The organism is Sporolactobacillus sp. KGMB 08714, assembly GCF_036598985.1.
In the GTDB taxonomy this organism is placed as follows: domain Bacteria; phylum Bacillota; class Bacilli; order Bacillales; family Sporolactobacillaceae; genus Sporolactobacillus.
Window position 1 is genome coordinate 78,365 of record NZ_JAUUBW010000073.1, and the last position, 23,640, is coordinate 102,004.

Consider the following 23,640-nt stretch of genomic DNA (forward strand, 5'->3'; position numbering starts at 1 on the left):
ATTAACGTTGAGAATCTTATTTTTTGGAGATGGCCCCTGGGCCCAGAAATCTCTGGAATACTTAATTAATCTTTCAGGGGTAACAATTTGCGGAGTAGTTCTGAGATACGATAATCCAGATTTTTTATTAAAAAAAATTGCTGAGAAGAACAGTATTAGTGTCTATATCGAAAAAAATGTAAACTGCAATAATTTTTTAAATTTTTGTAAGAACTTAGCTTTTGATTTAGGAGTTTCAATGTCCTTTAATCAAATAATAAAAAGCAAGCTTAGAGAAATTCCCCAAAATGGATTCATAAATTGTCATGCTGGTAAATTACCTAATTACAGAGGAAGAAATATAATAAACTGGGCTCTAATAAATGATGAAAAAGAAATTGGAGTCACCGCTCATTATATTGACGACAGTATAGATACAGGTGCAATAATTACTCAATCTAGCATCACTATCTCTGAGAGTGATAATTATAGAACTTTACTATTTAAAGCGACAGACAAATGTGCAGAAGTTCTTATTAGAGCTGTGCAAAAAATAAAAGATGGAAATGTTGCGGCCAAAAAACAAAGCCACATAAATGGTTCATACTTCTCTTACAGAAGAGAGGGTGACGAGTTAATAGATTGGAATTGGAGCAGCAGAAGAATTCATAATTTTATTAGAGCATTAGTTGCCCCTGCCCCAGGTGCCCAAACTTTTCTGCGACAAAAAAAAATATATATTTGGAAGAGTGAAGAAACGGATTTTCCCAATTATATTTCTACGCCAGGAGAAGTAATAAGAAAAGATAAGGATGGAATTATTGTAAAAACGGGTGATAATGCAATTAAAATTAACTTAATCTCGTATGGAGAAGAGGAGGATAAAGTTGTCCCTGGAATCTCCGTTGGACAAAGATTAGGCATTAATTTATATCAGAAAATAATTGAACTGGAAAACAGTATAAGACAACTAACAAAAAATAATGGATAGTTAATCATTTTATTCTATCATTATTTTGTACACGTTATAATACATGGTAAATCTACTTCTTATTGTTTTTTGACGGGTTCAAGTGTTTGAAAAATTATTTTATCTGCTGTTTATGTATAAATAGTAGTGAAGTGTCTCACTAAATTACATTAGGAGCTATATGAATATGAATATACGGGGGAAAAGAGTCTTAGTAACGGGCTCGGAGGGGTTTATCGGAAGCCATTTGACAGAAAGACTGGTTGAACTTGGCGCCGAAGTGACAGCCCTAGTACAATATAACTCTTTCAACAATTGGGGCTGGATCGACACGTTTGATAAAAATATCAGGGAGAGTCTGCACGTGGTAACCGGAGACGTACGGGAATACGACGGCATGAAAAGGATTATGAAGGGACAACAGGTCGTCTTTCATCTCGCGGCTTTGATTGCTATTCCTTACTCTTATCTCTCACCGATGGCTTACATTCGCACCAACGTTGAAGGGACGACCAATGTGCTTGAGGCGTGCAGAGAATTTGACGTTGAAAAAGTGGTTCATACGTCGACATCGGAAACGTACGGAACGGCTCTGTACGTTCCGATTGATGAAAAACACCCGATGCAGGCACAATCTCCCTATTCAGCATCGAAGATCGGCGCAGATAAAATCGCTGAAAGCTTTTTTAAGAGCTTTGAGCTTCCGATTGCTACGATTCGGCCGTTCAATACCTATGGACCGAGACAATCGGCAAGAGCCGTGATCCCGACAATTATTTCTCAGATCCTGTCGGGCAGGACAGAAATTAAATTGGGAAGCCTCTCGCCGACGCGGGATTTTAATTACGTCAGAGACACGGCAGAAGCCTTTATCGAAATCGCAAAGAGCGATCAAACGGTCGGACAGGTGATCAACGCGGGATCAAACGATGAAATATCTATTGGAGATACAGCGCGGAAAATCATCGACTTAATCGGGAAAAAGGTGAGGATTGTCTGCGATGATCAAAGATTAAGGCCGGTTAAAAGTGAGGTCAACCGCCTGTGGGCAGATAATGCCAAAATAAAAAAACTGACGGAATGGCAGCCCCGGTATTCTTTGGACCGAGGGCTAAGTGAGACGATCGATTGGATCAGAGGAAACATGCACTATTTTAAAACGGATATTTACAATGTCTGAAGAAAGGGGGATGTCGATGATCCCTTTATGTGTTCCTGAGATTCACGGAAATGAATGGAATTATATAAAAAATTGCCTGGATACGAATTGGGTTTCATCGGCCGGGGCCTATGTCGGCCGGTTTGAAGAAGCATTTGCACACTATTTGGATATTGAGCGGGCGGTTGTGACGATGAACGGCACGGCGGCGCTTCAACTGGCTTTGCTTTCGCTTGGGGTTGGAGCCGGCGATGAAGTGATTGTTCCATCAATGACTTTCATTTCTCCGGTAAATGCGATTCGCTATGTGGGCGCCGAACCGGTTTTTGCCGATATTCGCGAAGATACATGGGTCATGGACGAACGGCAGGTTGAAGCCTTGATTACGGCGCGGACGAAAGCGATTCTTCCGGTGCATATTTACGGGCAGCCGGTCAATATGACGAAGATCATGAAAGTGGCTGAAAAGCACCATTTGTTCGTTATTGAGGATGCAACGGAAAGCCTCGGTGCTGAGTGGGGCGGCCGCAAAGCCGGCACGATCGGAGATATCGGCTGTTTCAGTTTCAACGGCAATAAATTGATCACAACCGGTGCCGGCGGCATGCTTGTTACCGATGATCAATCGCTCGGAGAACGCGCAAAATATCTTTCGACACAAACCAAAACAATGGGTGAGAACGGTTCGTTTTACCATGAGGAAGTCGGCTATAATTTCCGTATGCCGAATCTGCTTGCGGCGATGGGCTGCGCGCAGCTTGAGAAAATCGACGAATACATTGCACTGAAAAGGAAGCACGCGGCGCGCTATAATCAACTGCTGAAGGGGATTCCGGGGCTGGCTCTTCCGGCAAAAGAAGAAGGATTTCGAAGTGCCTGCTGGCTTTTTTCGATCCTTATCGGGCCGGATTACCCGCTCTCCCGGGATCAGCTGATCGATCGGCTGAAAAAAAACGGCATCCAGTCGCGTCCTTTTTTCCAGCCGGTCCACCGGATGCCTCCTTACAAAGACTGCCGGACGGCGGAAACGATGGATCAGACGCGGAAGGCAGCGGAACGGGGGATTAATCTGCCGAGTTCCGTCGGACTGGCGGATCAGGATATTTCCCTGATCTGCTCCATCATTGGGAATAAAGACCTATGATTATATTCTCAAATAAATGCAACAAATTTTACTGAAAAAGATTAAACATTCACGTTTATACGACGATATATAAGTTGTGAAAGGTAAAGGAGGGCGCCCTCCGAAATGCCTTTTGCATGTTCCACATGGATGTGGACAATCAACAATTTCAGGGAGGAAAGAATATGATTATCAACGACAACATTCCGGCACTGAATACTTTGAATCAGCTGACGAAGAACAACAATGCGGTAAACAAATCGTTGCAGCGTCTGTCATCCGGCCTGCGGATCAACAGCGCGGCCGACGATCCGGCCGGCCTGGCGATTTCACAAAAAATGCAGGGACAGATCAACGGGTTGAATCAGGCTTCTCAGAATGCGCAGGACGCCAATTCGCTGATCCAGACGGCGGACGGCTCGCTCAGCGAGACGCAGTCGATTCTGCAGAATATGCGTGAACTGGCGGTTCAGGCTGGCAACGATACGAATACGGCTGCCGACCGTCAGCAGCTGCAGCAGGAAATCAATCAGTATACGTCGGAAATCAACGGTATTGCCAACTCAACGCAGTTCAACACGCAGAACCTGCTGAACGGCAGCCAGGATGCCTCTGCGGGAGTAAGCGGTGTAGAGACATTTAAATTGCTCAGCAATATTACTGCCGGCCAAACGGTACAGATCGGCAACCAGACATTTACTGCCGTTGCCAATGCAAGCGGCATAACATCTTCCGGGACACAGTTTGTAGCCGGCAGCGGTGCAAGCGGTCTTGCAGTGGCCATTGGCAAAAATGCTGCTCTCAGCGGTGAGTATTCTGCAGCGGCGGCAAGCGGCAAGCTGACGCTATCGCAAAAAACGGCCAATACGCTGATGGTCAGCATCGACGGCACCGGCATCGACGCGAACAGCGTACAGACAACTACACAGGGTGTTTCGTCGGGCAATGGAAAATCGCTCGTTTTCCAGATCGGCGCGAACCAGAACCAGACGCTTTCCCTGAACATAGGCGATATGAGCGCCACTGCCCTGGGAATTGCTTCGACGTCAGCCGGTGCTAACGGAAACGGCTTTGCGACTGCAGCCGACATTACCAACGGGACGGACAATACCGGTATCCAGTACGGGCTCGATATTACGACGGCGAGCGGCGCAGCTCAAGCCGTGACAACGATCCAGAGTGCGATCGATATGGTTTCTTCGCAGCGCGCGGTGCTTGGCGCCTATCAGAACCGTCTTGATTCGACCGTGAACAATCTGACAACTTCTTCACAGAACCTGACGTCCGCTAAGTCCGGCATTACCGATGTCGATATGGCGTCCGAGATGGCGAACTTTACAAAGGAAAGCATTCTCAGCCAGGCGGCGAACTCAATGCTGGCACAGGCCAACCAGCTGCCGCAGAGCGTGCTTAAACTTTTGGGCTGATTTATCTTTAGAAGAGGCGGCCTCCCTTTTGGGGGGCTTTTTTTTTATTCTTCTTTTTCCTGTTTTAGAAAAAATGCTTATCTTCCGATATAATAAATAAGCAGATGTTTTTAGAAAGCGGGGATTCCTTAATGATTGTGAAGCTAAAGGATCAAAAGGTTAAGCTGGATCAGCCTTCCGTTCAGGATGTGCTGAAGCTGATCCGTTCGCAGCTCGATGCCGATACGTTCTACAGCTGTCTGATTGCTGACGGAAGATACATTTATGAGGATTACGCAGCGTACATAACGCAGCATCTGCCGGAAATCGGCGAGCTTGAAGTGGTGACTCAGCCGCTGGCGCAGATGCTGTACAATAATCTGGTCTCTGCCCGGGATTATCTGGAGCGGGCGCTGGCAGAACTGCCGCCGCTTTCAGAGCATTTCTACAGCGGTCCGGCCGCTGCCGACTGGCAGGCATTTGCCGATTTTCTTCAAGGGCTGGAATGGATCGGCAAACTGGCACGGACAATAAGTGCCTATCCGAATGATCAGGAAAGAGCCGGGCATTTTCTTCATACTTTTTCCCTGCTTTCGGACCGTTTAGGAGAACTTGCCGAAACGGTGGCCGTCCAGGATGCGGTGGCGATCGCCGACTGCCTTCAATATGAACTGCTGCCTCAGATCGCTCAACTGAAAGACGCGATCGGAACATTGATGATAAGAGAGGGAACACGCCGTGATCCTGCTTGAAAACCGCAATTATCTGCGCCTTCACAACCGGCCGCTGCTTGAGCGGCTGGGACAAATGGAGGAACAGCCGACGCGTGTCGTAACCGAACAGGCAAAAGACGGCGAAATGACGCTGAAGATTAAGACAGATCAGGGCTACCAGTATGTGCACAGCCGTTATAATCCGCTCCGCGAGGCGGAAAGTCTTGTTTCAGCTCTCGGGAACATAGAAAAATTCGATCATGTTCTGTTCATCGGAGCAGGCCTTGGCTACATCATCAAGGCGTTTGCCTCGGCGTACCCGGATAAAAAACTGTCTGTTTATGAATGGGACGACGCTGTCTTGGAGCAGTTTCTGAGCGAGCAGGATCTGAGCGGCCGCTGGGCGGGGCCGATTGAATGGATTTCCGATAATCAGCAGGAAGTACTGGCGTCGGTCAAAAGATCCATAGATAAAACGGGCGCTCAGTTCTTCTTTTACGTCTTGCCCTTTTATGAAAGACATTATGCAAAAGAAATCAATCAATTTCTGAACCTGCTGAAGGAAAGCCTGATTGAAAAAAAGGCCGCTATGGCTACCGATTTTTCTTTTCAGCAGCGCTGGGTTGTCAACGCGGTCAAGAATTTTCCCAAACTCACGGCAACGCCCAATGTGCTAATGGATGTCGACCGATCTGTTTTTAAGGGGAAAGCGGCCGTCCTCATAGCTGCCGGCCCTTCGCTGAATGAAGAGTTTGAGAATCTGAAAAAGATTAAGAAAGAAGGCTCGGCTTATCTCTTCGCGGTCGGTTCGGCGATCAATGCGCTGCTGAAACAGGATATTATTCCGGACGCCGTTTGTTCCTACGATCCGACGCCGATGAACCAGCGAGTGATTCAGATCGTTAAAGATCGCCATCTGAGCGAATTGCCGCTGATCTTCGGCAGTACGATCGGCTTTGAGACTCTGACTGACTATCCGGGGCCGATGCTCCATGTGATCAATATCCAGGATACGCTGGCACCCTTATTGCTGAAGCGGAAGGACAGCCGGCCGATCGAGGCAGTCAACGATGCACCTTCGATTGCCGTCATTACCTTGCAGATGCTGCTCAGATTAGGCGCGGATCCGATCATCCTGGCCGGACAGAATCTGGCTTATCTCGACGATCGTTTTTATGCGCGCGGCATTTCCGCTGAGGGAGACAGCGGCCAATTAAGCGAAAACGCAAAGGAAGCAGCAATAACCGTTAAAAGTGTCGATGGGACGACGATATTGACGAGCCGATCGTATGATTCGATGCGCAGACAGATCGAACTGTATTTGCAGGCCGCCCCGGAACGGCATGTTTTTAATACAACCAGCGGCGGAGCGGCGATTGCCGGTGCACCGTTTATTCCCCTGCATCAATTGATGAAAGAACTGAAACCGGACACAGTCCGCGGCGGATGGTATGATTGCCGCAATCAATACGATCGGCCGATCATTCCCGACAAGATTGAAAGAGTGCTGCGGAAGGGCAGCGAATTAAATGAGTCTTTTGAAAAAATCTTAAAATCTCTGAGACAATTAAAAAAATCGGCCGATCGCGGCGAAGAAGCGGGCCAAATCACTGCAAAGATTGAAAAAGTGAATCATTATTTGCGAAAGATGCAGAAAAACGGCTTTTATCAAAGCCTGATTGTTCCGATGATGCGCGTCCAGACGGAGCATTTCAATAAGGTGGCTGAAACGATACGGGGCATTGGCGATCCGCTGCAAAAGGCTGAAACAATACTGAAAGAAATAGACGTTTTTTTAAACGAGTGTATCATGAATGGCCGGCTTATTTTCTCCGCAGTCAGTGACCTGCAAAAAGAGCTGAAGAAATGACCCTTTCGAAATAGCGGAACGGAATTTGCCGCTAAACCATCGCCTTCTGACAGCCGATATCTATAATAGATCGGAAATAGTTCAGAGGGGGAAGAATCATGGATGTGTTCCTTGGATCGCTTTCGGGCGGTGCTTCGGGGGTCCTCCCGTCGATGCGGCCGGATGCGCCGACCGTTCAAAGTACCGGCACTAATCAGAGTGATCAAACGGATACGACGTCCGCTACAAAGAAACGGCTGCAGCAGCTGACCTCGGAAGCCAACAAGGCGCTGCAGCCGGTCCAGACACGGCTGCATTATGTTTTTTATGATAAACTGGACCGTTATTATGTGCAGGTCATCAATGTGCGGACTCACGAAGTGATTCGCGAGATCCCGCCGAAGAAAGAATTGGACTTTTATGCGGCGGTCATGCAGGAGATGGGGCTGATGCTGAACCGCCATGTTTAAAAAAATAGGATTAGATCAGGAGGCGAATGTGAATGACTAATTTCAGCAGTTTGATCACGGGTTCTTCCAGTTCATCCAGTTCAAGCAATTCATCGGGGATCACGATTCAGGAGATTAACAGTCTAATTGGTTATAAAAATTCGAACGCGATCAGCGGGCTTGTCAGCGGAATCGACACGGACAGCATCGTCGCCAAACTGATGGCGTCCGCGGCTGAACCGCTGATTAAGATGCAGCAGACCCAGCAGCAGCTCGAATGGCAGCGTGACGATTACCGGTCGATGAATACCCTGCTTCAGACTTTGCAGACCAACGTACAGACGATGCAGCTGCAGGGAACTTATCTAACTAAGACAGTGAATAGCAGCAATGCCGCAGTTGCAACAGCAACAGCGGGAACCACGGCCGGAAATACGACTTATTCATTAACTGTGGCTAATATGGCTACTTCTGCCTCCATTACGGGTGGCGACATCGCAAAAACGGGCTTCGATCCGTCAAAGAGCCTGTGGAGCCAAGTGGACAATCTGACCAACGGCGTATCGTGGACTTCTCATCAGGTATCAAGCGAAAAAACGAGTGTTTCGACGGCGGGCACGGTTTTTCAATTGAAAAATGGATATATCGACAGTAGCCCGGATTTGAATACGAACATTTCGGTAGACGATGGCTCAGGCAATCCGACTACTTATTCTGCTGCCAATAATAATCTGTCGTTCGGGACGTCGGCACCGTCGAGTGTCGATCCCGGCAAGGCTTATATTAATACGACGACCGGTCAGATCACGTTCGGCAGTCAGGTCGCGGCCGGCTCAACCATTACATCTGATTACAGCTACGACACGGCCGATCTCTCAATACAAACCTATGATTCCAGCGGCAATGCCAATACGCCGCAGGACTTTTCCTTCAGTCCGAGTACATCATTGAATGACATGCTGACGCAAATCACACAATCGGATGCCGGGGTCAGTGCCTTCTATGATTCGGGCTCCGGGAAAGTCGTTATGACGCGGACAGACACTGGCAAACTTATTGGGAGCGATGGGAACTCCATTGAGGGCAGCGGTTCGGATACGGCTCTTGCTTTTTTCAACACAACACTTGGATTTACTAATGCGGATGCGAATTCTGGGGCTACAGATGCTCAAAAACAGGGAACTGATGCGTCATTTACAATAAATGGGCTATCTACCACGCGAGCGAGCAACACTTTTACCATCGGCGGGACGACATTTACGCTGACGGGGAGTGGTTCGGCAACCCTGAATGTGACGAATGATACGAGTTCGGTAACAACTGCAATTAACAACTTTATCACTTTATACAACAGCACCATCAGCCAGATCAACAGTAAAATTGACGAAACAGCGGATCCGAATTATCTGCCGCTGTCGAGCATTCAGCAGTCGCAGATGTCGGCTACCGATATCTCCAACTGGAATACCAAAGCGCAGCAGGGGATGATCTCGAACGACAGTGTTCTGAGCACGGCGCTGTCGCAGATGCGGATCGATCTTTATGGCCGTGTCAGCGGAACGGGCGATTCGACGATCAGCCAGCTAGCGCAAATCGGCATTACGGTCAGTTCAGATTACACACAGCACGGACAGCTCACTATTTCCGATCCGACGAAACTGCAGAATGCAATCAGCACCAATTCGCAGGCGGTTATGGCTCTTTTCACCAATAGCGGAACGGTAACCAATGCGGATGGCACGACGAGTACGGATACGTCGCAGCAGGGCCTGATGCAGCGGCTGAGCGCGACCATCTCCGATACAATGACTCAGATCGAGCAGAAAGCCGGAAATACCAGCATGGCCGATCAGCAATATTTTCTCGGCCAGAATATTGATAATTTAACGACTCAGATTTCTGCAGAGAAGACCAAGCTTGTCAGCGTTGAAGACCGCTATTACACGCAATTTAATGCAATGGAGCAGGCGATTCAGACGGCCAATCAGCAGTCGACTTATTTGCAGAACTTTATCAGCAGTAATGGATAATGAATCTAATGGAAGGCGGTGCTTTTATATTGCCGGCAAATGCATACAAGGCGTATCAGCGGAATTCCATACTGACGGCAACGCAGGGCGAACTGACGCTCATGTTGTATAACGGCTGCATTAAATTTATCAGACAGGCGCGTATGGCTATCGATAATCATGATATCGCCGGCAAAAATACTTATCTGCAAAAGGCACAGGCGATCATAAGCGAACTGATGGCGACACTCGATCAGAAGCAGCCGATCGCGCAGGAAATGATGCGCCTTTATGATTTTGTCAACCGCAGTCTGATCGCGGTCAATATGAAAGACGATCGGAAGCTTCTGGACAGCGCGGAGAATATCATGGTCATGTTCCGGGACACATGGAAGCAGGTTATCGAGATCACGCAGAAAAAGCAGCCGAAAAGAGATCGTGTCTGAGATGATCTTCCATGAACTTTATGAACAGACGTTAGCTATAAAAAAACTGCTGGATCGGGCGGATCAGACGGATCGTGAAGCGTTGATCGAAAAATTACAGCAACTGCTGGATGATCGGGGAAAGATCCTGCTCCGGCTTCCCCGGATGTCGAGTAATGAGGATAAGCGGCTCACAGAAAAAGTTGCCGATATGAATCATGAAATTAATGCGGCGATGCAGGAGATCAAGCAGAGTATTATCAATGACATGAATCAATTCCGGCATCGCAAACATTCGGTCAGCCGCTACCGCAATCCTTTTCAGGGATCGACAAAAGACGGCATGTTTTTCGACAAAAAGGAATAAGACGGTTCAGCTTCATCCGGCTGAATTCTTTCTTCAATGAGAAATAAACTGAGGGACTTCTCAGGCCATGTTTAGGTGTCCATAACCAGAACGCAGCGGCGGCCGCTCTTCTGAAAGGCGGGTGGCGGGGCAATGCGGGCGGCGATAAACGTCTCTGCAAGCGATTCGTGTGCGGATGAAGCTTTGCGAAAATGTCCGCTTTTTTCTTCGCTTGCCGCTTATTTATCGGCATTCGGATGAAAATCACCGGGTATACCGCTGGAAACTCATCGGTAAGCTGCCTATATCACCAGTAACCGCCGCTGTATCGTTAGTAAGCTGCCCGATATCAGCAGTTACAGGCAAAAAATCAACAGTAAAACGCAGAATTCCGACAGTGAGAATCAATAAATGCGGATAATCAGAATTGAAAACGCGCCTGGGTACTATGCTGTTTTCAGCAGCAGTTGAACGTGCTGCTAGAGGCCGATGCGCAATCAACACAGAAGCCTGCCGTCTGCCGGCTTGGGCGAGTCGGAGGGATGATCATAAAAATAAAATCACCCCGAGGGAATCTGGTTTCACCGGACTTTCCCCGGGACGGTACGGTTGATGAGCATATCAGCAATTCATCTCTATGACATCCGGATTTTTCCTGAGGGGACCGGGACGGCTTCATGCCGCAGTAAGCGGCACCTCCCGCTCGTGCGAGAATCCCTGGAAATTTTTAAATAGTATAATAAAGCGGCCCATCCGTTCAGAACATCCGGATGGGCCTTTCATTAGCATTCAGCTGTTTCATCTGGCTGCAACAGCTTCGTGGGTTGTTTCTTCTCTATTAAGGCTCGCGAGGAACTGCAAGTAATTGTAAGTGGATTCTTTTTCATCTTCATTGAGCTTTTCGAACAGTTCAATAATTTCTTCCTTTTTAACAGTCATTTTAAAAACCCCTTTTTGAGATGTATTCACCGTCTCAATAAACTTTGAGAAATTAATCACAAAGAAGATACTTATCAAAAACTTTCATCCTAACACCAAGTGACCTAACACGCCTGTGAAACTTATCACTTAAAAGGATTATCTTCTACTGCGTATTCATTATATGAAGAATTCAATGGCGCGTCAATACAAAATAGCGCTTTCATTGCCCTTCTTTCAATTGTATTATTGCATGAAATCAGTGCTTTTTTTGCATGAATGTGTCGGGGAAAGGAGGTCAGCATGATTATGTCGGAAATGTGTCTGTGAAAGCGCTTTTTGTTAAAGTTTTTTAAAGTTTAGGCAGGAATAAGGATCGTCATGACGAAAATATATAATATTGAAGGGAGGCTTTCTTATGAATATTAACATTCGTGGAGAAAACATTGCGATGACACCCTCTCTGCAGAGCTATGCAGAGAAAAGAATCGGCAAGCTTGAAAAGTATTTCAGCCTGCCGCTGGCAACAGAGGCGCGTGTGAACATGCGTGTTCATAATAAGGAACAGGTGATTGAGGTCACCATTCCGATGCAGGGGCTTCTCTTGAGAGCTGAAGTTGGGCAGGAAGATATGTATACAGCAATCGATCTGGTGGTTACCAAACTGGAGCGCCAGATCAAGAAATATAAAACGAAAGTCAATCGTAAGAGCCGGCAGGATATCCGCCAGGCGCGCCAGGAATCAAGTACCTCGGCGGGCGGGACGACGACCGGAACGCTGGAGACCGGGACACAGGCACCCGAAGAGCTTCAGGATGTGGTCCGCAAAAAACGGTTTGTGTTTAAACCGATGACGGTGGAAGAAGCGATCCTGCAGATGGATATGCTCGGCCATTCGTTCTTCGTGTTTAAAAACGCGGAAAGCGGCACGACCAATGTCGTTTATCGCCGCAAAGACGGCCGCTACGGGCTGATCGATCAGGAATAGGCCGATAAAAATTTAAAAATGAAGATCCGGGAGATTCACAATTTGTGAATCTCCTTTTTAAAACGTTTTTTAAGCCGCCCGGTCTGCGATCGGCAAGCGGCCAATAAGCCCGTTCCTCCCGGATATCCGCAAAAAATGAGTGAAAGCCCTGCATCCATAAAGACATTAAATCCTTGCCGTATAAATTCCGCCAATCTGTTTTCAAGCCTGTTATTTTAGCGTATACTTAAAATTAATTGCCTATCTTTTTAATCTGCGCAAAATAAATTTTTCCGCAGGCCTGATCCGATCCGATTGGAAATGCGGGAACACGACGTAAAATTTCTTTGCCGGACGAAGGGTTTTAATGGAGCGTACTGTTCAGGGTGAGAACGAGACAATGAAGAGGGCAGCGGAGATGAGCAGTCTTTCTTAGAAGGCGGCGTGCGGACGGAGTTATTGTCATCACACGCCGACATTGTTAAAATAAAAAAGATGTTGAACCGATGAAATCCGAGACACAAAGTTTTAAAGAAATGCCGGAGTGTCGGATTGATAACTGCAGACTGCAGACGAAAAGCGAGATCCTAATGGTATTTGGACGTGCCGGGGGCGGTGCGTTTTCAAAAGCCTGAAATGAGGTGTATATAGGCATGATAGGAATGCTCAAAAAAGTTTTGGGTGACACAAGCCTACGCAAACTTGGAAAAATGGAAAAAGTGGCCCATGTAATCGACGGTAGGGCAGATGAGATGAAGGCGCTGACCGATGATGAGCTTCAGGCGAAAACTCCGGAATTCAGGGAACGGCTGGCTAACGGCGAAACGCTCGAAGATATTATGCCTGAAGCCTTCGCGGTTGTCCGGGAGGCCTCGACGCGCATTCTCGGGCTGACGCCTTATTATGTTCAGCTGATTGGTGCGATTGCTCTGCATCAGGGCAACATCGCCGAGATGAAAACCGGCGAAGGGAAAACGCTCGTCGCGACGATGCCGCTGTATCTGAACGCTCTGACCGGCAAGGGCGTTCACCTGGTGACGGTGAACGATTACCTGGCCTCGCGCGATGCGAAGCAGCTCAGTTTTCTGTATAATTTTCTCGGCCTGTCGGTCGGCCTGAATTCGTCCGGATTGTCCCCCGAGGAGAAGCGAAAGGCCTATGCAGCGGACATTACTTATGGGACAAACAATGAGTTCGGTTTCGATTATCTGCGTGACAACATGGTGATTTATAAAGAAGAAAAGGTTCAGCGCCCGCTGAATTATGCAATCGTCGATGAAGTGGATTCTATTTTAGTCGATGAAGCGCGGACGCCGCTGATTATTTCCGGCAATGCCGAAAAGTCGACGGATCTTTATGTGCGGGCGAATCAGTTTGCCCGCCTCCTGACAGAGAAGCAGGATTATACCGTCGATCTGAAGACGAAGTCGGTCCAGCTGACCGAAGAAGGAATGACGAAGGCAGAGAACTTTTTTCATATCAAGAACCTGTACGACTACTCGAATGTGCTGATTAACCATCATGTGAGCGAGGCGCTGAAGGCGCATGCGATCATGCACCGCGATACGGATTACGTGGTCCAGAACGGCGAGATCATTATTGTCGATCCGTTTACCGGGCGGCTGATGCAGGGACGCCGCTACAGCGAGGGCCTGCATCAGGCGATCGAGGCCAAGGAAGGCCTTGAAATTCAGAGCGAAAGCAAAACACTGGCGACGATCACACTGCAGAACTACTTCCGCATGTACGGCAAGCTCGCGGGCATGACCGGTACGGCTAAGACTGAAGAGGAAGAATTCCAGAGCATTTACAACATGGACGTGATCGTGATACCGACCAATAAACCGGTTATTCGCGAGGACAAACCGGATTTGATCTATAAAACGAAAAAGGGCAAATTCAAGTCGGTCGTTGAAGAAATTTCAACGCTCTATCATCGCGGCCAGCCTGTGCTGGTCGGCACGGTTGCCGTGGAAACGTCCGAGCTGCTTTCAAAGATGCTGAAAAGGCACGGGATCCCGCATAATGTACTGAACGCGAAGAATCATGCACGTGAAGCGGAAATCATCGAAAATGCCGGCCAGGTCGGAGCGGTGACCATCGCCACCAATATGGCCGGACGCGGGACCGACATTAAGCTCGGCGAAGGCGTGACGGAACTTGGCGGACTTTTTATTCTCGGTACGGAACGGCATGAATCGCGGCGTATCGATAACCAGCTGCGCGGACGTTCCGGCCGTCAGGGAGATCCGGGCATGTCGCGTTTCTATCTTTCGCTCGAGGACGATCTGATGCGGCGGTTCGGATCCGACCGGATGAAAGGCATGATGGAAAAACTCGGCATGGACGACGATCAGCCGATCGAAAGCAAGATTGTCAGCCGATCGGTCGAATCCGCGCAGAAACGTGTCGAAGGCAATAACTTTGATGCCCGCAAACAGTTGCTGAAATTCGACGATGTGATGCGGCAGCAGCGTGAAATTATCTACAAGCAGCGCATGGAAGTCATGGAGTCGGAGAACCTCAGACCGGACATCGAGAATATGATAAAAACGGTGATCACCAATCTTATCCATGCTCACACGCCGGAACACGAGGTGCCGGAGGACTGGAACCTGGACGGAATCATCGATTATCTGAACGCCAAACTGTTTGATGAAGGCGTCCTTTCGATTAAGGATCTGGAGGGCAAGGATCCGGAAGAGATGATCGAGGATCTGTGCGGAAAAGCACTTGCCCGCTATGATGAAAAAGAGAAAAACTTTACACCCGAACGGATGCGCGAGTTTGAACGCGTGGTCATGCTGCGGACGGTTGACACGAAATGGATGGACCATATCGACGCAATGGAGCAGCTCCGCGAAGGAATCCATCTGCGGGCGTACGGACAGATCGACCCTTACCGGGCCTATCAGGTTGAAGGGTTTAAAATGTTCGAAGAAATGGTCGCCGGTATCGAGGAAGAAACGGTCAACATTCTGATGAAGGCCGAAATTCAGGAGCAGCCTGTCCAGCGGGAACGCGTGGCTAACGGATTGCACGTCATTTCGGGCGGCAAGGACAGTGCGCCCCAAAAAAGAAAGCCCTATGTCAATAAGATGCACGTCGGGCGCAACGATCCCTGCCCATGCGGCAGCGGGAAAAAATACAAAAACTGCCACGGCAAATGAGCCGGACAGAGGGAAAGCAGGATGAGCTATGGATTTGCCGGAAATGAAGCACGAAATCGATGAGATGGAAGGCCGTCTCAAAGAATTTAGGGGGTCTCTTTGACTTAGATAACAAAAAGGCCCGAATCGCCGAACTGGAAGAAAAAATGACGATGCCCGGTTTCTGGGACGACAATGAAAAGGCTCAGAAAGTGATCGATGAATCAAACGATCTGAAAAGCAAAGTCGACAGTCTGGGCGAATTGGAATCGAAATTTGAAGATCTGCAGGTTGCATACGAATTGGTCAGGGAAGAGGAAGACGCCGATCTTAAGAATGAATTGGAGCAGTCGCTGTCGGAAGCACGCGCAGCGTTCAACCGTTATGAAACGCAGCTGCTGCTCAGCGGACCGCACGATAAAAACAATGCGATTCTTGAACTGCATCCTGGCGCCGGCGGCACGGAGGCTCAGGATTGGGCGTCGATGCTGCTGCGCATGTACACGCGCTGGGCGGAGAGCAAAGGATTCACGGTCGAGACTCTGGACTATCTGCCGGGCGATGAAGCTGGCGTGAAAAGCGTGACACTTCTGATTAAAGGCAAAGATGCTTACGGCTACCTGAAGGCGGAAAAAGGGATCCACCGCCTTGTCAGAATTTCGCCGTTTGATGCGGCCGGGCGCCGCCATACGTCATTCGTTTCATGCGAAGTCATACCGGAGATTGATGACGATATTGATATCGAAATCAGGCCGGAAGATCTCCGCGTCGATGTTTTCCGGTCAAGCGGCGCCGGCGGGCAGCACATCAACAAGACTTCATCCGCCGTCCGCATGACGCACCTGCCGACCGGCATTGTCGTCAGCTGCCAGTCTGAACGGTCGCAATTTCAGAACCGGGACCAGGCGATGAAAATGCTGAAAGCGCGGCTGTATCAATTGGAAGAAGAAAAACGGGAAGCGGAGAAGGCTGCGCTTCACGGCGAACAGAAAGAGATCGGATGGGGCAGCCAGATCCGTTCCTATGTCTTCCATCCCTATTCGATGGTCAAAGACCACCGGACAAACGTGGAAATCGGAGATGTCAATCGCGTGATGGACGGCGATCTCGATCCGTTCATCGATGCTTACTTGCGGCTGCATCTCTGAATCGTACGAAAACATCAGTAGAGCAGACAAGGCCGCCTTATGAGTGCACGTTCAGCTCAGGGCGGTTTCTTTTTTATGCTAAACTGAAAGAATACACTGATTTTTTAAAAGATGAGCTGCCGGATAAGGAGCGCGCTTTGCGCAGTGAGAGTTTTCTTGCGGACAATGGAATTCGGGTTTACCGGTTTGGGATGAAGGAGATTGATTATGGATTTTTTATGGAAAAGGGACAAACACGCCGCTGTCTCCCGCGGGCGGATAGCGGCCGTGTCGGATTATTTGTACGTTCTGATCGGATCGGCAATCGTCGGGATCGCGTTTAATGTTTTCCAGCTGCCGAACCGAATTGCAGCCGGCGGAGTGAGCGGCATCAGTATTATTCTGCATTGGACGCTCGGCTGGGAGCCCTCTTTCGTGATTTGGGCGATCAACATACCGCTGTATATCGGCGGGGTGCTGATACTTGGCAAAAGTTTCGGCTATCTCGATTATGCGCTGAAGACATTATTGGGCACACTGTTTCTGCCGCTTTCCGTTTTTCTGACGGCGGATTGGCCGCCCGCAACGAACAATCCGCTTCTCGGCGCGTTGTTCGGAGGAATCGGCGTCGGTCTCGGACTGGGCATCGTTTTCCGCGGCCGCGGATCGACCGGCGGCACCGCGCTGGCCGGTCAGGTCATTCAGCGCTTTTCCGGGCTTTCGATCGGCCTTTGTGTCTCGGTTATTGACGGACTGATCGTCCTTTCGTCCGCCTTCTTTATTTCGCTGGAATCGGCTCTGTATGCTTTGATCAGTATCTATCTGCAGGCCAAAGTGATCGATGTGGTACAGATCGGATTCAATACGGAGAAGCTGGCACTGATTATCTCGGATAAAGAAGACGAGCTGCGACGCAGCATTTTGCAGGAGATTGACCGCGGCGTAACCAGGATCATCAGCCAGGGCGGATTCACAGGTGACAACCGCCCGATGTTGATGACCGTCGTTTCGCGGGATGAGCTGACCCACCTTAAACAGCTCGTTCATTCGGTCGATCCGGAATCTTTTTTTATTATCGCCAACGCGACGGAAGTGTTCGGTAAAGGGTTTTATAAACGCCGCTGAGGGTGCAGCGGATCGGCGAGATTCATCGGCATCATCAACGGGGGAAGGTTCGAGGCTCGTTATTAGGCGGCGCCGGGAGCGCTGGAAAGGGAGCGGCGGCTATCGGATGCGGGGAAAACGTTTGAAGATCAGGCAAGAAAAACCTTCATTCCTGATTGATCCGGCCTTTATTCCATTCATTAATAAGCCGATTGGCCCGATCTGCTTTTTTCCGACGACTCTCTCCGTGATCGCCCGGATCCCGATCCGTTCCCTTTTACGCTCATCGGCCTCGTACATTTGAAATTTAAATGTAATAATTTTCATAGGGAATACGTCGGATATGAATGGTATAATGGAAAATGATTCAAAATGATTATCTGTCATTTTATACATAAGTTGCATCGTGTGTCACACGGTCCGTTGCTTTTTTATGACCGTATTTTTTGGCGTGTACTCTGAATCGTTCACTCAAGAAGATAGACCGACTTAATTTTCACACGAGTGCGAATGCTATCTTAATGGAAACAGTTCGGCGGTTTATCGCCGGTTCAGTCAAAATCAATCAAAATGATTGCGGGGGAAACAGCAGAATGGACGACATGATTTTGATGCAGAATGTCTGGAAAGCTTATCCAAACGGCGTGATGGCGCTGAACGGCATCGATCTGTCCGTGAAGCAGGGAGAGTTTGTCTATATTGTCGGTCCGAGCGGGGCCGGAAAATCTACATTCATAAAAATGATCTTCAGAGAATTGAAACCGACAAGAGGAAAGATTTTCGTTAACCATAAAAATATTGCTACGCTCAGAGAACGGCAGGTCCCTTATTTCAGGAGGAAAATCGGTGTTGTTTTTCAGGATTTCCGTCTGCTCCCGAAATTGACGGTTTATGAAAATGTCGCGTTTGCGCTGGAAGTCATTGAGGAAGATCCGGAAGTGATCAAAAAGCGGGTAATGGAAGTGCTCGATCTTGTCGGGCTGAAGCATAAGCTGCGTTCTTTTCCCGATCAATTGTCCGGAGGCGAGCAGCAGCGCGTGTCGATTGCCCGTTCGATCTGCAACAGACCGCCGGTTCTGATTGCCGATGAACCGACGGGAAATCTTGATCCGGAGACGTCCTGGCAGATTATGGAGGTCTTTACGCGGATCAATGAACAGGGGACAACGGTCGTTATGGCGACGCATAACAAGGACATCGTGAATCGGGTCAGGCACAGAGTCATTGCGCTCGAAAGCGGCATGATTGTCCGGGATGAGCAGGAAGGTGAATACGGCTATGAAGCCTAGGACACTGAAGAGGCACATCAATGAAAGCTTTAAGAGCCTTGCCCGCAACGGCTGGATGACCTTCGCATCGGTGAGTGCGGTGACCGTGTCGCTCGTCCTGGTCGGATTGTTTCTCATGGTCATGTTTAATCTGAACAAAATCGCCGGAGATATCGAAAACGATGTACAGGTACGCGTCTACATCGACCAGTCCGCGACAGGCACGCAGCAGAATCAGCTGAAGAGCAATCTCAAGCAGGTCAAAAATGTCCAGTCGGTCACGTTTCAGTCAAAACAGCAGGGACTGAACAATCTGCTGCAGAGCATGGGCAGCGACAAATCGACTTTTCAGGATCTGCAGAAGCAGAATCCGCTGCCCAATGTTTTTATTCTGAAAACGAGCCGCCCGGAGCAGACCGTTCAGGTTGCACAGGAAGTCAGAAGCCTGCCGTATGTTTCCGATGTGCGCTACGGCAAGGGAACGGTTGAAAAGATGTTTCAGTTTGTCAGCATCGCGAGGAATGTCGGGATTGTTTTGATTATCGGGCTCCTGTTTACTTCCGTTTTTCTGATTGCCAATACGATCAAACTGACGATTGTGGCAAGGCGGCGCGAGATCGAAATCATGAAGCTCGTCGGTGCCACCAATGCCTTTGTCCGCTGGCCCTATTTTATTGAAGGACTGATTATGGGAATACTTGGTTCGATCATTCCGGTTATTCTTGTTATGATTGTTTATCATTTTGCCTATTATAATCTTGGAGGCAGCTTATCTCAAATGTTCATCAGGTTGATTCCTTATCAGACGATGACAAGCAATCTCAGCCTGCTGCTCATCGGGATCGGAGCGGCAATCGGCGTCTGGGGCAGCCTGAATTCGGTGCGCAAATTCCTCAAAGTCTGAACTAGGTGAAAGCCCGGAAGGCGTCGATGTTCTTTTTTGGACAAAAGGCCGCTGATGCTGTATGATCACGGTCGCTCAGGTTATTTATCGCCCGGATGATTCGGGCGGACTGGGCGACTGAGTTGGAGGAGGCAGTTTTTTATGAAAAAATTCAGCGGCAAAGTCGTCGCTTTGCTGATGGCGGTCTCGCTGATCGTCGGGGCGGCGGGGTCCTATGCGGTATTCAGTTTTATCAATAGAAACAACCCCGTTTCCGTTCCTGCATCGTCTGCTGTTTCCGGTTCTACTGCAGTTAGCAGTGAGGCATCGAAAGTGCAGGCGATTCATGATTTGATCGAAAAGGATTATTTTCAGAAAATAGACAGCCAGAAGCTGTATGACGGTGCAATTAACGGTATGATCCAGACACTCGGCGATCCCTTTTCGAGTTATATGAGCGCTCAGTCGGCTTCCGATTTCAACCAGTCTCTGTCTTCTTCTTTCCAGGGTATCGGTGCCGAAGTTCAGATGGTCGGCAACAAGATCAGCATCGTGTCGCCGATAAAGGGTTCTCCGGCCGAGAAAGCAGGACTCAGGCCGAATGACCAGATTGTCTCGATCAACGGCCGGTCTACCGACGGGATGGATGTCAATCAAGCCGTTGCCAAAATCCGCGGAAAAAAAGGGACGACGGTTAAGATCGGGATCAAGCGCAGCGGGGTCAGCAATGAACTGATGTTTTCGATCAAGCGCGACGTTATTCCGATTCAGACGGTCGACAGCCGGATGATCAAGCAGAACGGCCGGCCGATCGGATACATTGCGATCACTCAATTTAATGAGAATACGGATAAAGAATTTTCCAAGGCACTGACGTCGCTTCAGAATCAGAAGATGGAAGGGCTGATCATTGATGTCCGCGGCAATCCGGGCGGCTATCTTCAGGCGGTGGAGAAAATCGCCAATCTGCTGATTCCAGATAACAAGCCGGTCGTCCAGATCGAAGACCGTCAGGGTAAAAAACAGCCGTTCTATTCGACTCTTAAAACCAAAAAGAGTTATCCGATTGTCGGCCTGATCGACGGCGGCAGCGCCTCCGCCTCAGAGATTCTGGCCGGTGCGCTTCATGAAGCGGGCGGCTATCCGCTCGTCGGAGTCAAGTCGTTCGGCAAGGGAACGGTTCAACAGGGCATCGCGCTGTCCGATAACAGCGAACTGAAGCTGACCACCGATAAATGGCTGACTCCGGACGGAAACTGGATTCACAAAAAAGGCATTCAGCCGACCGTCGCAGTTCAGCAGCCGGCCTATTTCTTTGCCAGCCCGCTGACATTGAAAAACGGACAGACGCTGAAGTATGATCAGACGGGGACGTCTGTTGCCGACGCGCAGCAGATGCTTGTCGGCGCCGGTTTCGATCCGAAACGGACGGACGGTTATTTCAGCACCAATACGGAACTGGCCGTGAAAGCTTTCCAGCAATCGGCGGGGCTGCCTGTCACGGGCACGATTGATCAGAAAACCGCGGATGCGCTGCAAGCAAAAACACTGGCCGCGATTACGAACCCGAAAAATGATCTCCAGCTTAACGCGGCGATTCAGGAAATCGAAAAGGCCGTTAAGTGAACGGGAAAACGGATAGAACGCGTTCAGAAAAATCATTCGAATAGGAAAGAGGCAGGATATTTATGTTTTTTTTGTGAATATCCTGCTTCTTCTTTTTTGGCTGATCCTGCTTTCGACTCATTTTTAAGCCGGCTGACACAGGGGAGAAAGTCCCGGGGTTTCGTCCCTGTCTTGTATTCACCTGTTTTTGCCACAGAATTTATTTCCGAAAGGAAGGAAGTTTAGTTCACAGATCATATGCAATTGCTGTATTCTTAACATATCGGGAATTTCTATTTGATCGTTTTGGGGGAATTGCGGATGGGTGACGTCATACGTTCGATACTTCTGGGGATTGCTTCGTTTTTCTATAATCCCGTATTTTATTTACTGGTTCTGGGCCTGTTCCTGTTCAGCATTCAGCGGGTCAAGCGGGAACGGCTTTCGTTTCATATTAAGGCTTACGGGATGTTCAACACGGTATTTGCGAGCGTGGCGCCGAGCCTGATCATGGGGGCGTTCGGTTCAGCGTTGCTGCTCCTGTCCGGGACCGCTCTGCCGGCGGGAGTGATCGTGCTGCTCTCGTGTGCCTATCTTTTGATTATGCTGACCACTCAGCTCCGCTTTCTTTCGCCCGCAATCGCGGGCGGGGCGGCAATGATCGTAGCTTATTGGCTCCCCAATATCAGAACACCCTATCCGCTTGTTAACGGGTGGATTGACGACATCCGCGGCGTCGACTTTTTTTCCTTCGGCATTTTTCTTGTTACGGGGCTCCTGATTGAGTGCCTGCTCGTGTACGGCTGGGGCGCGCGGCAGACTTCGCCCCGTCTGATCGACAGCCGGCGCGGAAGCAAGGTCGGCGCCCATGAAGCGAGCGCACTGTGGATTGTTCCGCTGTTTTTTCTTGTCCCTTCCGCAGGTCCGGTCGGATCGATCGGGCTGTGGCCGTTTGTATCCGGCTCCGGGCATTCGTTCGGCTTCGCGCTATTTCCGCTTGGTGTCGGAATCGCTCAGCTGATCACGCATACGCTCCCGAAACGGGCCGTCCGCACCACCGGCCATTGGCTTCTTGTGAATTTTTTTGTCACCGGACTCTTTGTCGGCCTTTCTTATCTGTTTCACCTTCCGCTTCTTGCCGTTATCGGAGGCGCTCTGGCCCTGATCGGCCGGCTTGCCCTGATCGGATATCATCATTATCTGCGGGAGAAACGGCCGTTCTATTTTATCAGGCCGACAAAAGGTATCCGCGTGGTCGGCGTTATTCCGAACTCGCTCGGCGACAGGATGGGCATCAGGCTGGGGGAGGAGATCCTTCGTGTGAACGATCAGGACGTTGTCGGCGAATATGATTTTTACGAAGCGCTGCAGCAACGGGCCGCTTACTGCAAACTGGAGGTGATCGACCGCTTCGGGGAACCGCGTTTCGCCAAGGGGCCGATCCATCAGGATGACGGACACCGAATCGGACTGCTTTTTCTTGAAGCCGAGGAATGGCTGGATAATAGAAAGACAAAAGCGTGACCGAAGCATCGAATACTATTTTTGGAACAGGATCCGGCAGCGGAGGCCGCCCGTATCGATTTCCAGCTTTTCAGAAAAAAGTATGGAATTCGGCTTTGAGAGGTGCGCTGCCCGCAGGTTCTGAAAGCGAGATCCGAGGCGGCCGTCCCGTGCCCGGATGTTCCAATTTTTTAATGTTACTGTCAGATCGAAGGCACTGTAAAAAAAATTCGAACGACAAAAGAGTTATCATTGATGAATTTTCTTTTATTGTGCTATTCTTGATTTAAGTAGCCTACTAAATTAAGAGAAGGGAGCCAAAATATAACAGATGAAATCAACCGGAATTGTACGAAAAGTCGACGAGCTCGGCCGTGTTGTGATACCAATCGAGCTGAGAAGAACAATGAATATAAAAGAAGGCGATCCGCTGGAAATTTTCACCGAGGATGATCGCATTATTTTTAAAAAGTATGTTCCGAGCATGGCCTGCTTGATCACAAACGAAGTATCGCCCGACAATCTTGTTCTGGCGAATGGCAAACTGATTCTGAGCCGAAAAGCTGCCAAGGCCGTTGTCCAGGAAATTGAAAAATATATCGGTGCGGATGCAAAGTCCGATTCCTGATTTTGATAACGGCCGGAACGTTTCCATGCGATGTATGGAGACGTTTTATTTGTCTATGAA

General features: G+C 49.1%; 21 protein-coding genes. 19 read left to right on the top strand and 2 right to left on the bottom strand.

Annotation, left to right across the window (positions count from 1 at the left end; translation table 11 throughout):
* Positions 1-7 precede the first annotated feature (7 nt).
* The 10 genes from Q6A92_RS19125 to Q6A92_RS19170 all read left to right on the top strand — a co-directional run bounded on the left by Q6A92_RS19125 (position 8) and on the right by Q6A92_RS19170 (position 10,449).
* Complete coding sequence (locus tag Q6A92_RS19125; RefSeq protein ID WP_332239071.1) at positions 8-970, top strand: methionyl-tRNA formyltransferase; 963 nt, start codon at positions 8-10, stop codon at positions 968-970.
* A 166-nt stretch (positions 971-1,136) separates the two neighbouring features.
* Positions 1,137-2,129 (top strand): NAD-dependent 4,6-dehydratase LegB, encoded by a 993-nt coding sequence (locus Q6A92_RS19130; RefSeq protein WP_274398544.1) that lies wholly within the window; start codon positions 1,137-1,139, stop codon positions 2,127-2,129.
* 16 nt (positions 2,130-2,145) lie between these two features.
* Positions 2,146-3,252, top strand: a complete 1,107-nt coding sequence (locus Q6A92_RS19135; protein WP_332239072.1) for a LegC family aminotransferase — start codon at positions 2,146-2,148, stop codon at positions 3,250-3,252.
* 164 nt (positions 3,253-3,416) lie between these two features.
* The gene (locus Q6A92_RS19140) at positions 3,417-4,658 is read left to right on the top strand and encodes a flagellin N-terminal helical domain-containing protein (protein WP_274398547.1); all 1,242 of its coding nucleotides are present in this window, start codon (positions 3,417-3,419) and stop codon (positions 4,656-4,658) included.
* Positions 4,659-4,789: 131 nt separating this feature from the next.
* Positions 4,790-5,389, top strand: coding sequence for a hypothetical protein (locus tag Q6A92_RS19145; RefSeq protein ID WP_332239073.1), 600 nt, complete (start codon positions 4,790-4,792; stop codon positions 5,387-5,389).
* The gene (locus Q6A92_RS19150) at positions 5,376-7,220 is read left to right on the top strand and encodes a motility associated factor glycosyltransferase family protein (RefSeq protein WP_274398550.1); all 1,845 of its coding nucleotides are present in this window, start codon (positions 5,376-5,378) and stop codon (positions 7,218-7,220) included. The genes Q6A92_RS19145 and Q6A92_RS19150 overlap by 14 nt, the downstream gene beginning before the upstream one ends.
* 98 nt (positions 7,221-7,318) lie before the next feature.
* Positions 7,319-7,669, top strand: a complete 351-nt coding sequence (locus Q6A92_RS19155) for a flagellar protein FlaG (protein ID WP_274398552.1) — start codon at positions 7,319-7,321, stop codon at positions 7,667-7,669.
* A 32-nt stretch (positions 7,670-7,701) separates the two neighbouring features.
* Entirely contained in the window at positions 7,702-9,678 is a 1,977-nt protein-coding gene (gene fliD, locus Q6A92_RS19160) for a flagellar filament capping protein FliD (RefSeq protein ID WP_332239074.1), read from the top strand.
* The gene (gene fliS / locus Q6A92_RS19165; RefSeq protein WP_332239075.1) at positions 9,678-10,103 is read left to right on the top strand and encodes a flagellar export chaperone FliS; all 426 of its coding nucleotides are present in this window, start codon (positions 9,678-9,680) and stop codon (positions 10,101-10,103) included. The genes fliD and fliS overlap by 1 nt, the downstream gene beginning before the upstream one ends.
* 1 nt (position 10,104) lies before the next feature.
* Positions 10,105-10,449, top strand: coding sequence for a hypothetical protein (locus Q6A92_RS19170; RefSeq protein WP_274398556.1), 345 nt, complete (start codon positions 10,105-10,107; stop codon positions 10,447-10,449).
* A gap of 243 nt (positions 10,450-10,692) precedes the next feature.
* Here Q6A92_RS19170 and Q6A92_RS19175 read toward each other — a convergent pair whose 3' ends face one another.
* Both Q6A92_RS19175 and Q6A92_RS19180 read right to left on the bottom strand, forming a co-directional pair.
* Positions 10,693-10,929 carry a hypothetical protein gene (locus Q6A92_RS19175; RefSeq protein WP_332239076.1) on the bottom strand — a complete coding sequence of 79 codons (237 nt, stop codon included), beginning with the start codon at positions 10,927-10,929 and terminating at the stop codon, positions 10,693-10,695.
* Positions 10,930-11,226: 297 nt separating this feature from the next.
* Positions 11,227-11,367 (bottom strand): hypothetical protein, encoded by a 141-nt coding sequence (locus Q6A92_RS19180; protein WP_274398557.1) that lies wholly within the window; start codon positions 11,365-11,367, stop codon positions 11,227-11,229.
* A gap of 397 nt (positions 11,368-11,764) precedes the next feature.
* Between Q6A92_RS19180 and hpf the strand changes: the two genes are divergently transcribed.
* The 9 genes from hpf (at position 11,765) to Q6A92_RS19225 (ending at position 23,580) form a co-directional block, all read left to right on the top strand.
* On the top strand, positions 11,765-12,334 hold the full coding sequence (gene hpf, locus Q6A92_RS19185) for a ribosome hibernation-promoting factor, HPF/YfiA family (protein ID WP_274398558.1): 570 nt from the start codon (positions 11,765-11,767) through the stop codon (positions 12,332-12,334).
* Between the two features lie 632 nt (positions 12,335-12,966).
* Positions 12,967-15,483 (top strand): preprotein translocase subunit SecA, encoded by a 2,517-nt coding sequence (secA, locus tag Q6A92_RS19190; protein ID WP_274398560.1) that lies wholly within the window; start codon positions 12,967-12,969, stop codon positions 15,481-15,483.
* A 28-nt stretch (positions 15,484-15,511) separates the two neighbouring features.
* Positions 15,512-16,610 (top strand): peptide chain release factor 2 gene (gene prfB, locus Q6A92_RS19195; protein ID WP_274398562.1). Its coding sequence is split into 2 segments (ribosomal slippage): positions 15,512-15,574 and positions 15,576-16,610, totalling 1,098 coding nucleotides; the frame shifts between segments, so codons are not numbered across the junction.
* A 207-nt stretch (positions 16,611-16,817) separates the two neighbouring features.
* Entirely contained in the window at positions 16,818-17,714 is an 897-nt protein-coding gene (locus Q6A92_RS19200; protein WP_274398564.1) for a YitT family protein, read from the top strand.
* Between the two features lie 581 nt (positions 17,715-18,295).
* Complete coding sequence (ftsE, locus tag Q6A92_RS19205; RefSeq protein WP_274398755.1) at positions 18,296-18,982, top strand: cell division ATP-binding protein FtsE; 687 nt, start codon at positions 18,296-18,298, stop codon at positions 18,980-18,982.
* Positions 18,972-19,865: a permease-like cell division protein FtsX gene (gene ftsX, locus Q6A92_RS19210; RefSeq protein ID WP_274398565.1), complete on the top strand. Its 894-nt coding sequence runs from the start codon at positions 18,972-18,974 to the stop codon at positions 19,863-19,865. Before ftsE ends, ftsX begins: the two co-directional genes overlap by 11 nt.
* 141 nt (positions 19,866-20,006) lie before the next feature.
* Positions 20,007-21,470 carry a S41 family peptidase gene (locus tag Q6A92_RS19215; RefSeq protein WP_274398567.1) on the top strand — a complete coding sequence of 488 codons (1,464 nt, stop codon included), beginning with the start codon at positions 20,007-20,009 and terminating at the stop codon, positions 21,468-21,470.
* Positions 21,471-21,770: 300 nt separating this feature from the next.
* Positions 21,771-22,973: a PDZ domain-containing protein gene (locus tag Q6A92_RS19220; protein WP_274398568.1), complete on the top strand. Its 1,203-nt coding sequence runs from the start codon at positions 21,771-21,773 to the stop codon at positions 22,971-22,973.
* A 310-nt stretch (positions 22,974-23,283) separates the two neighbouring features.
* On the top strand, positions 23,284-23,580 hold the full coding sequence (locus Q6A92_RS19225; protein ID WP_274398569.1) for an AbrB/MazE/SpoVT family DNA-binding domain-containing protein: 297 nt from the start codon (positions 23,284-23,286) through the stop codon (positions 23,578-23,580).
* Positions 23,581-23,640: the final 60 nt, after the last annotated feature.

Excerpts from the sequence above, each read along its gene's own strand:
- Q6A92_RS19130 (WP_274398544.1), top strand. The coding sequence starts at position 1,137 with ATGAATATACGGGGGAAAAGAGTCTTAGTAACGGGCTCGGAGGGGTTT.
- Q6A92_RS19135 (WP_332239072.1), top strand. The coding sequence starts at position 2,146 with ATGATCCCTTTATGTGTTCCTGAGATTCACGGAAATGAATGGAATTAT.
- Q6A92_RS19140 (WP_274398547.1), top strand. The coding sequence starts at position 3,417 with ATGATTATCAACGACAACATTCCGGCACTGAATACTTTGAATCAGCTG.
- Q6A92_RS19145 (WP_332239073.1), top strand. The coding sequence starts at position 4,790 with ATGATTGTGAAGCTAAAGGATCAAAAGGTTAAGCTGGATCAGCCTTCC.
- Q6A92_RS19155 (WP_274398552.1), top strand. The coding sequence starts at position 7,319 with ATGGATGTGTTCCTTGGATCGCTTTCGGGCGGTGCTTCGGGGGTCCTC.
- fliD (WP_332239074.1), top strand. The coding sequence starts at position 7,702 with ATGACTAATTTCAGCAGTTTGATCACGGGTTCTTCCAGTTCATCCAGT.
- fliS (WP_332239075.1), top strand. The coding sequence starts at position 9,678 with ATGAATCTAATGGAAGGCGGTGCTTTTATATTGCCGGCAAATGCATAC.
- Q6A92_RS19170 (WP_274398556.1), top strand. The coding sequence starts at position 10,105 with ATGATCTTCCATGAACTTTATGAACAGACGTTAGCTATAAAAAAACTG.
- Q6A92_RS19180 (WP_274398557.1), bottom strand. The coding sequence starts at position 11,367 with ATGACTGTTAAAAAGGAAGAAATTATTGAACTGTTCGAAAAGCTCAAT.
- hpf (WP_274398558.1), top strand. The coding sequence starts at position 11,765 with ATGAATATTAACATTCGTGGAGAAAACATTGCGATGACACCCTCTCTG.
- secA (WP_274398560.1), top strand. The coding sequence starts at position 12,967 with ATGATAGGAATGCTCAAAAAAGTTTTGGGTGACACAAGCCTACGCAAA.
- Q6A92_RS19200 (WP_274398564.1), top strand. The coding sequence starts at position 16,818 with ATGGATTTTTTATGGAAAAGGGACAAACACGCCGCTGTCTCCCGCGGG.
- ftsE (WP_274398755.1), top strand. The coding sequence starts at position 18,296 with ATGATTTTGATGCAGAATGTCTGGAAAGCTTATCCAAACGGCGTGATG.
- ftsX (WP_274398565.1), top strand. The coding sequence starts at position 18,972 with ATGAAGCCTAGGACACTGAAGAGGCACATCAATGAAAGCTTTAAGAGC.
- Q6A92_RS19215 (WP_274398567.1), top strand. The coding sequence starts at position 20,007 with ATGAAAAAATTCAGCGGCAAAGTCGTCGCTTTGCTGATGGCGGTCTCG.
- Q6A92_RS19220 (WP_274398568.1), top strand. The coding sequence starts at position 21,771 with ATGGGTGACGTCATACGTTCGATACTTCTGGGGATTGCTTCGTTTTTC.
- Q6A92_RS19225 (WP_274398569.1), top strand. The coding sequence starts at position 23,284 with ATGAAATCAACCGGAATTGTACGAAAAGTCGACGAGCTCGGCCGTGTT.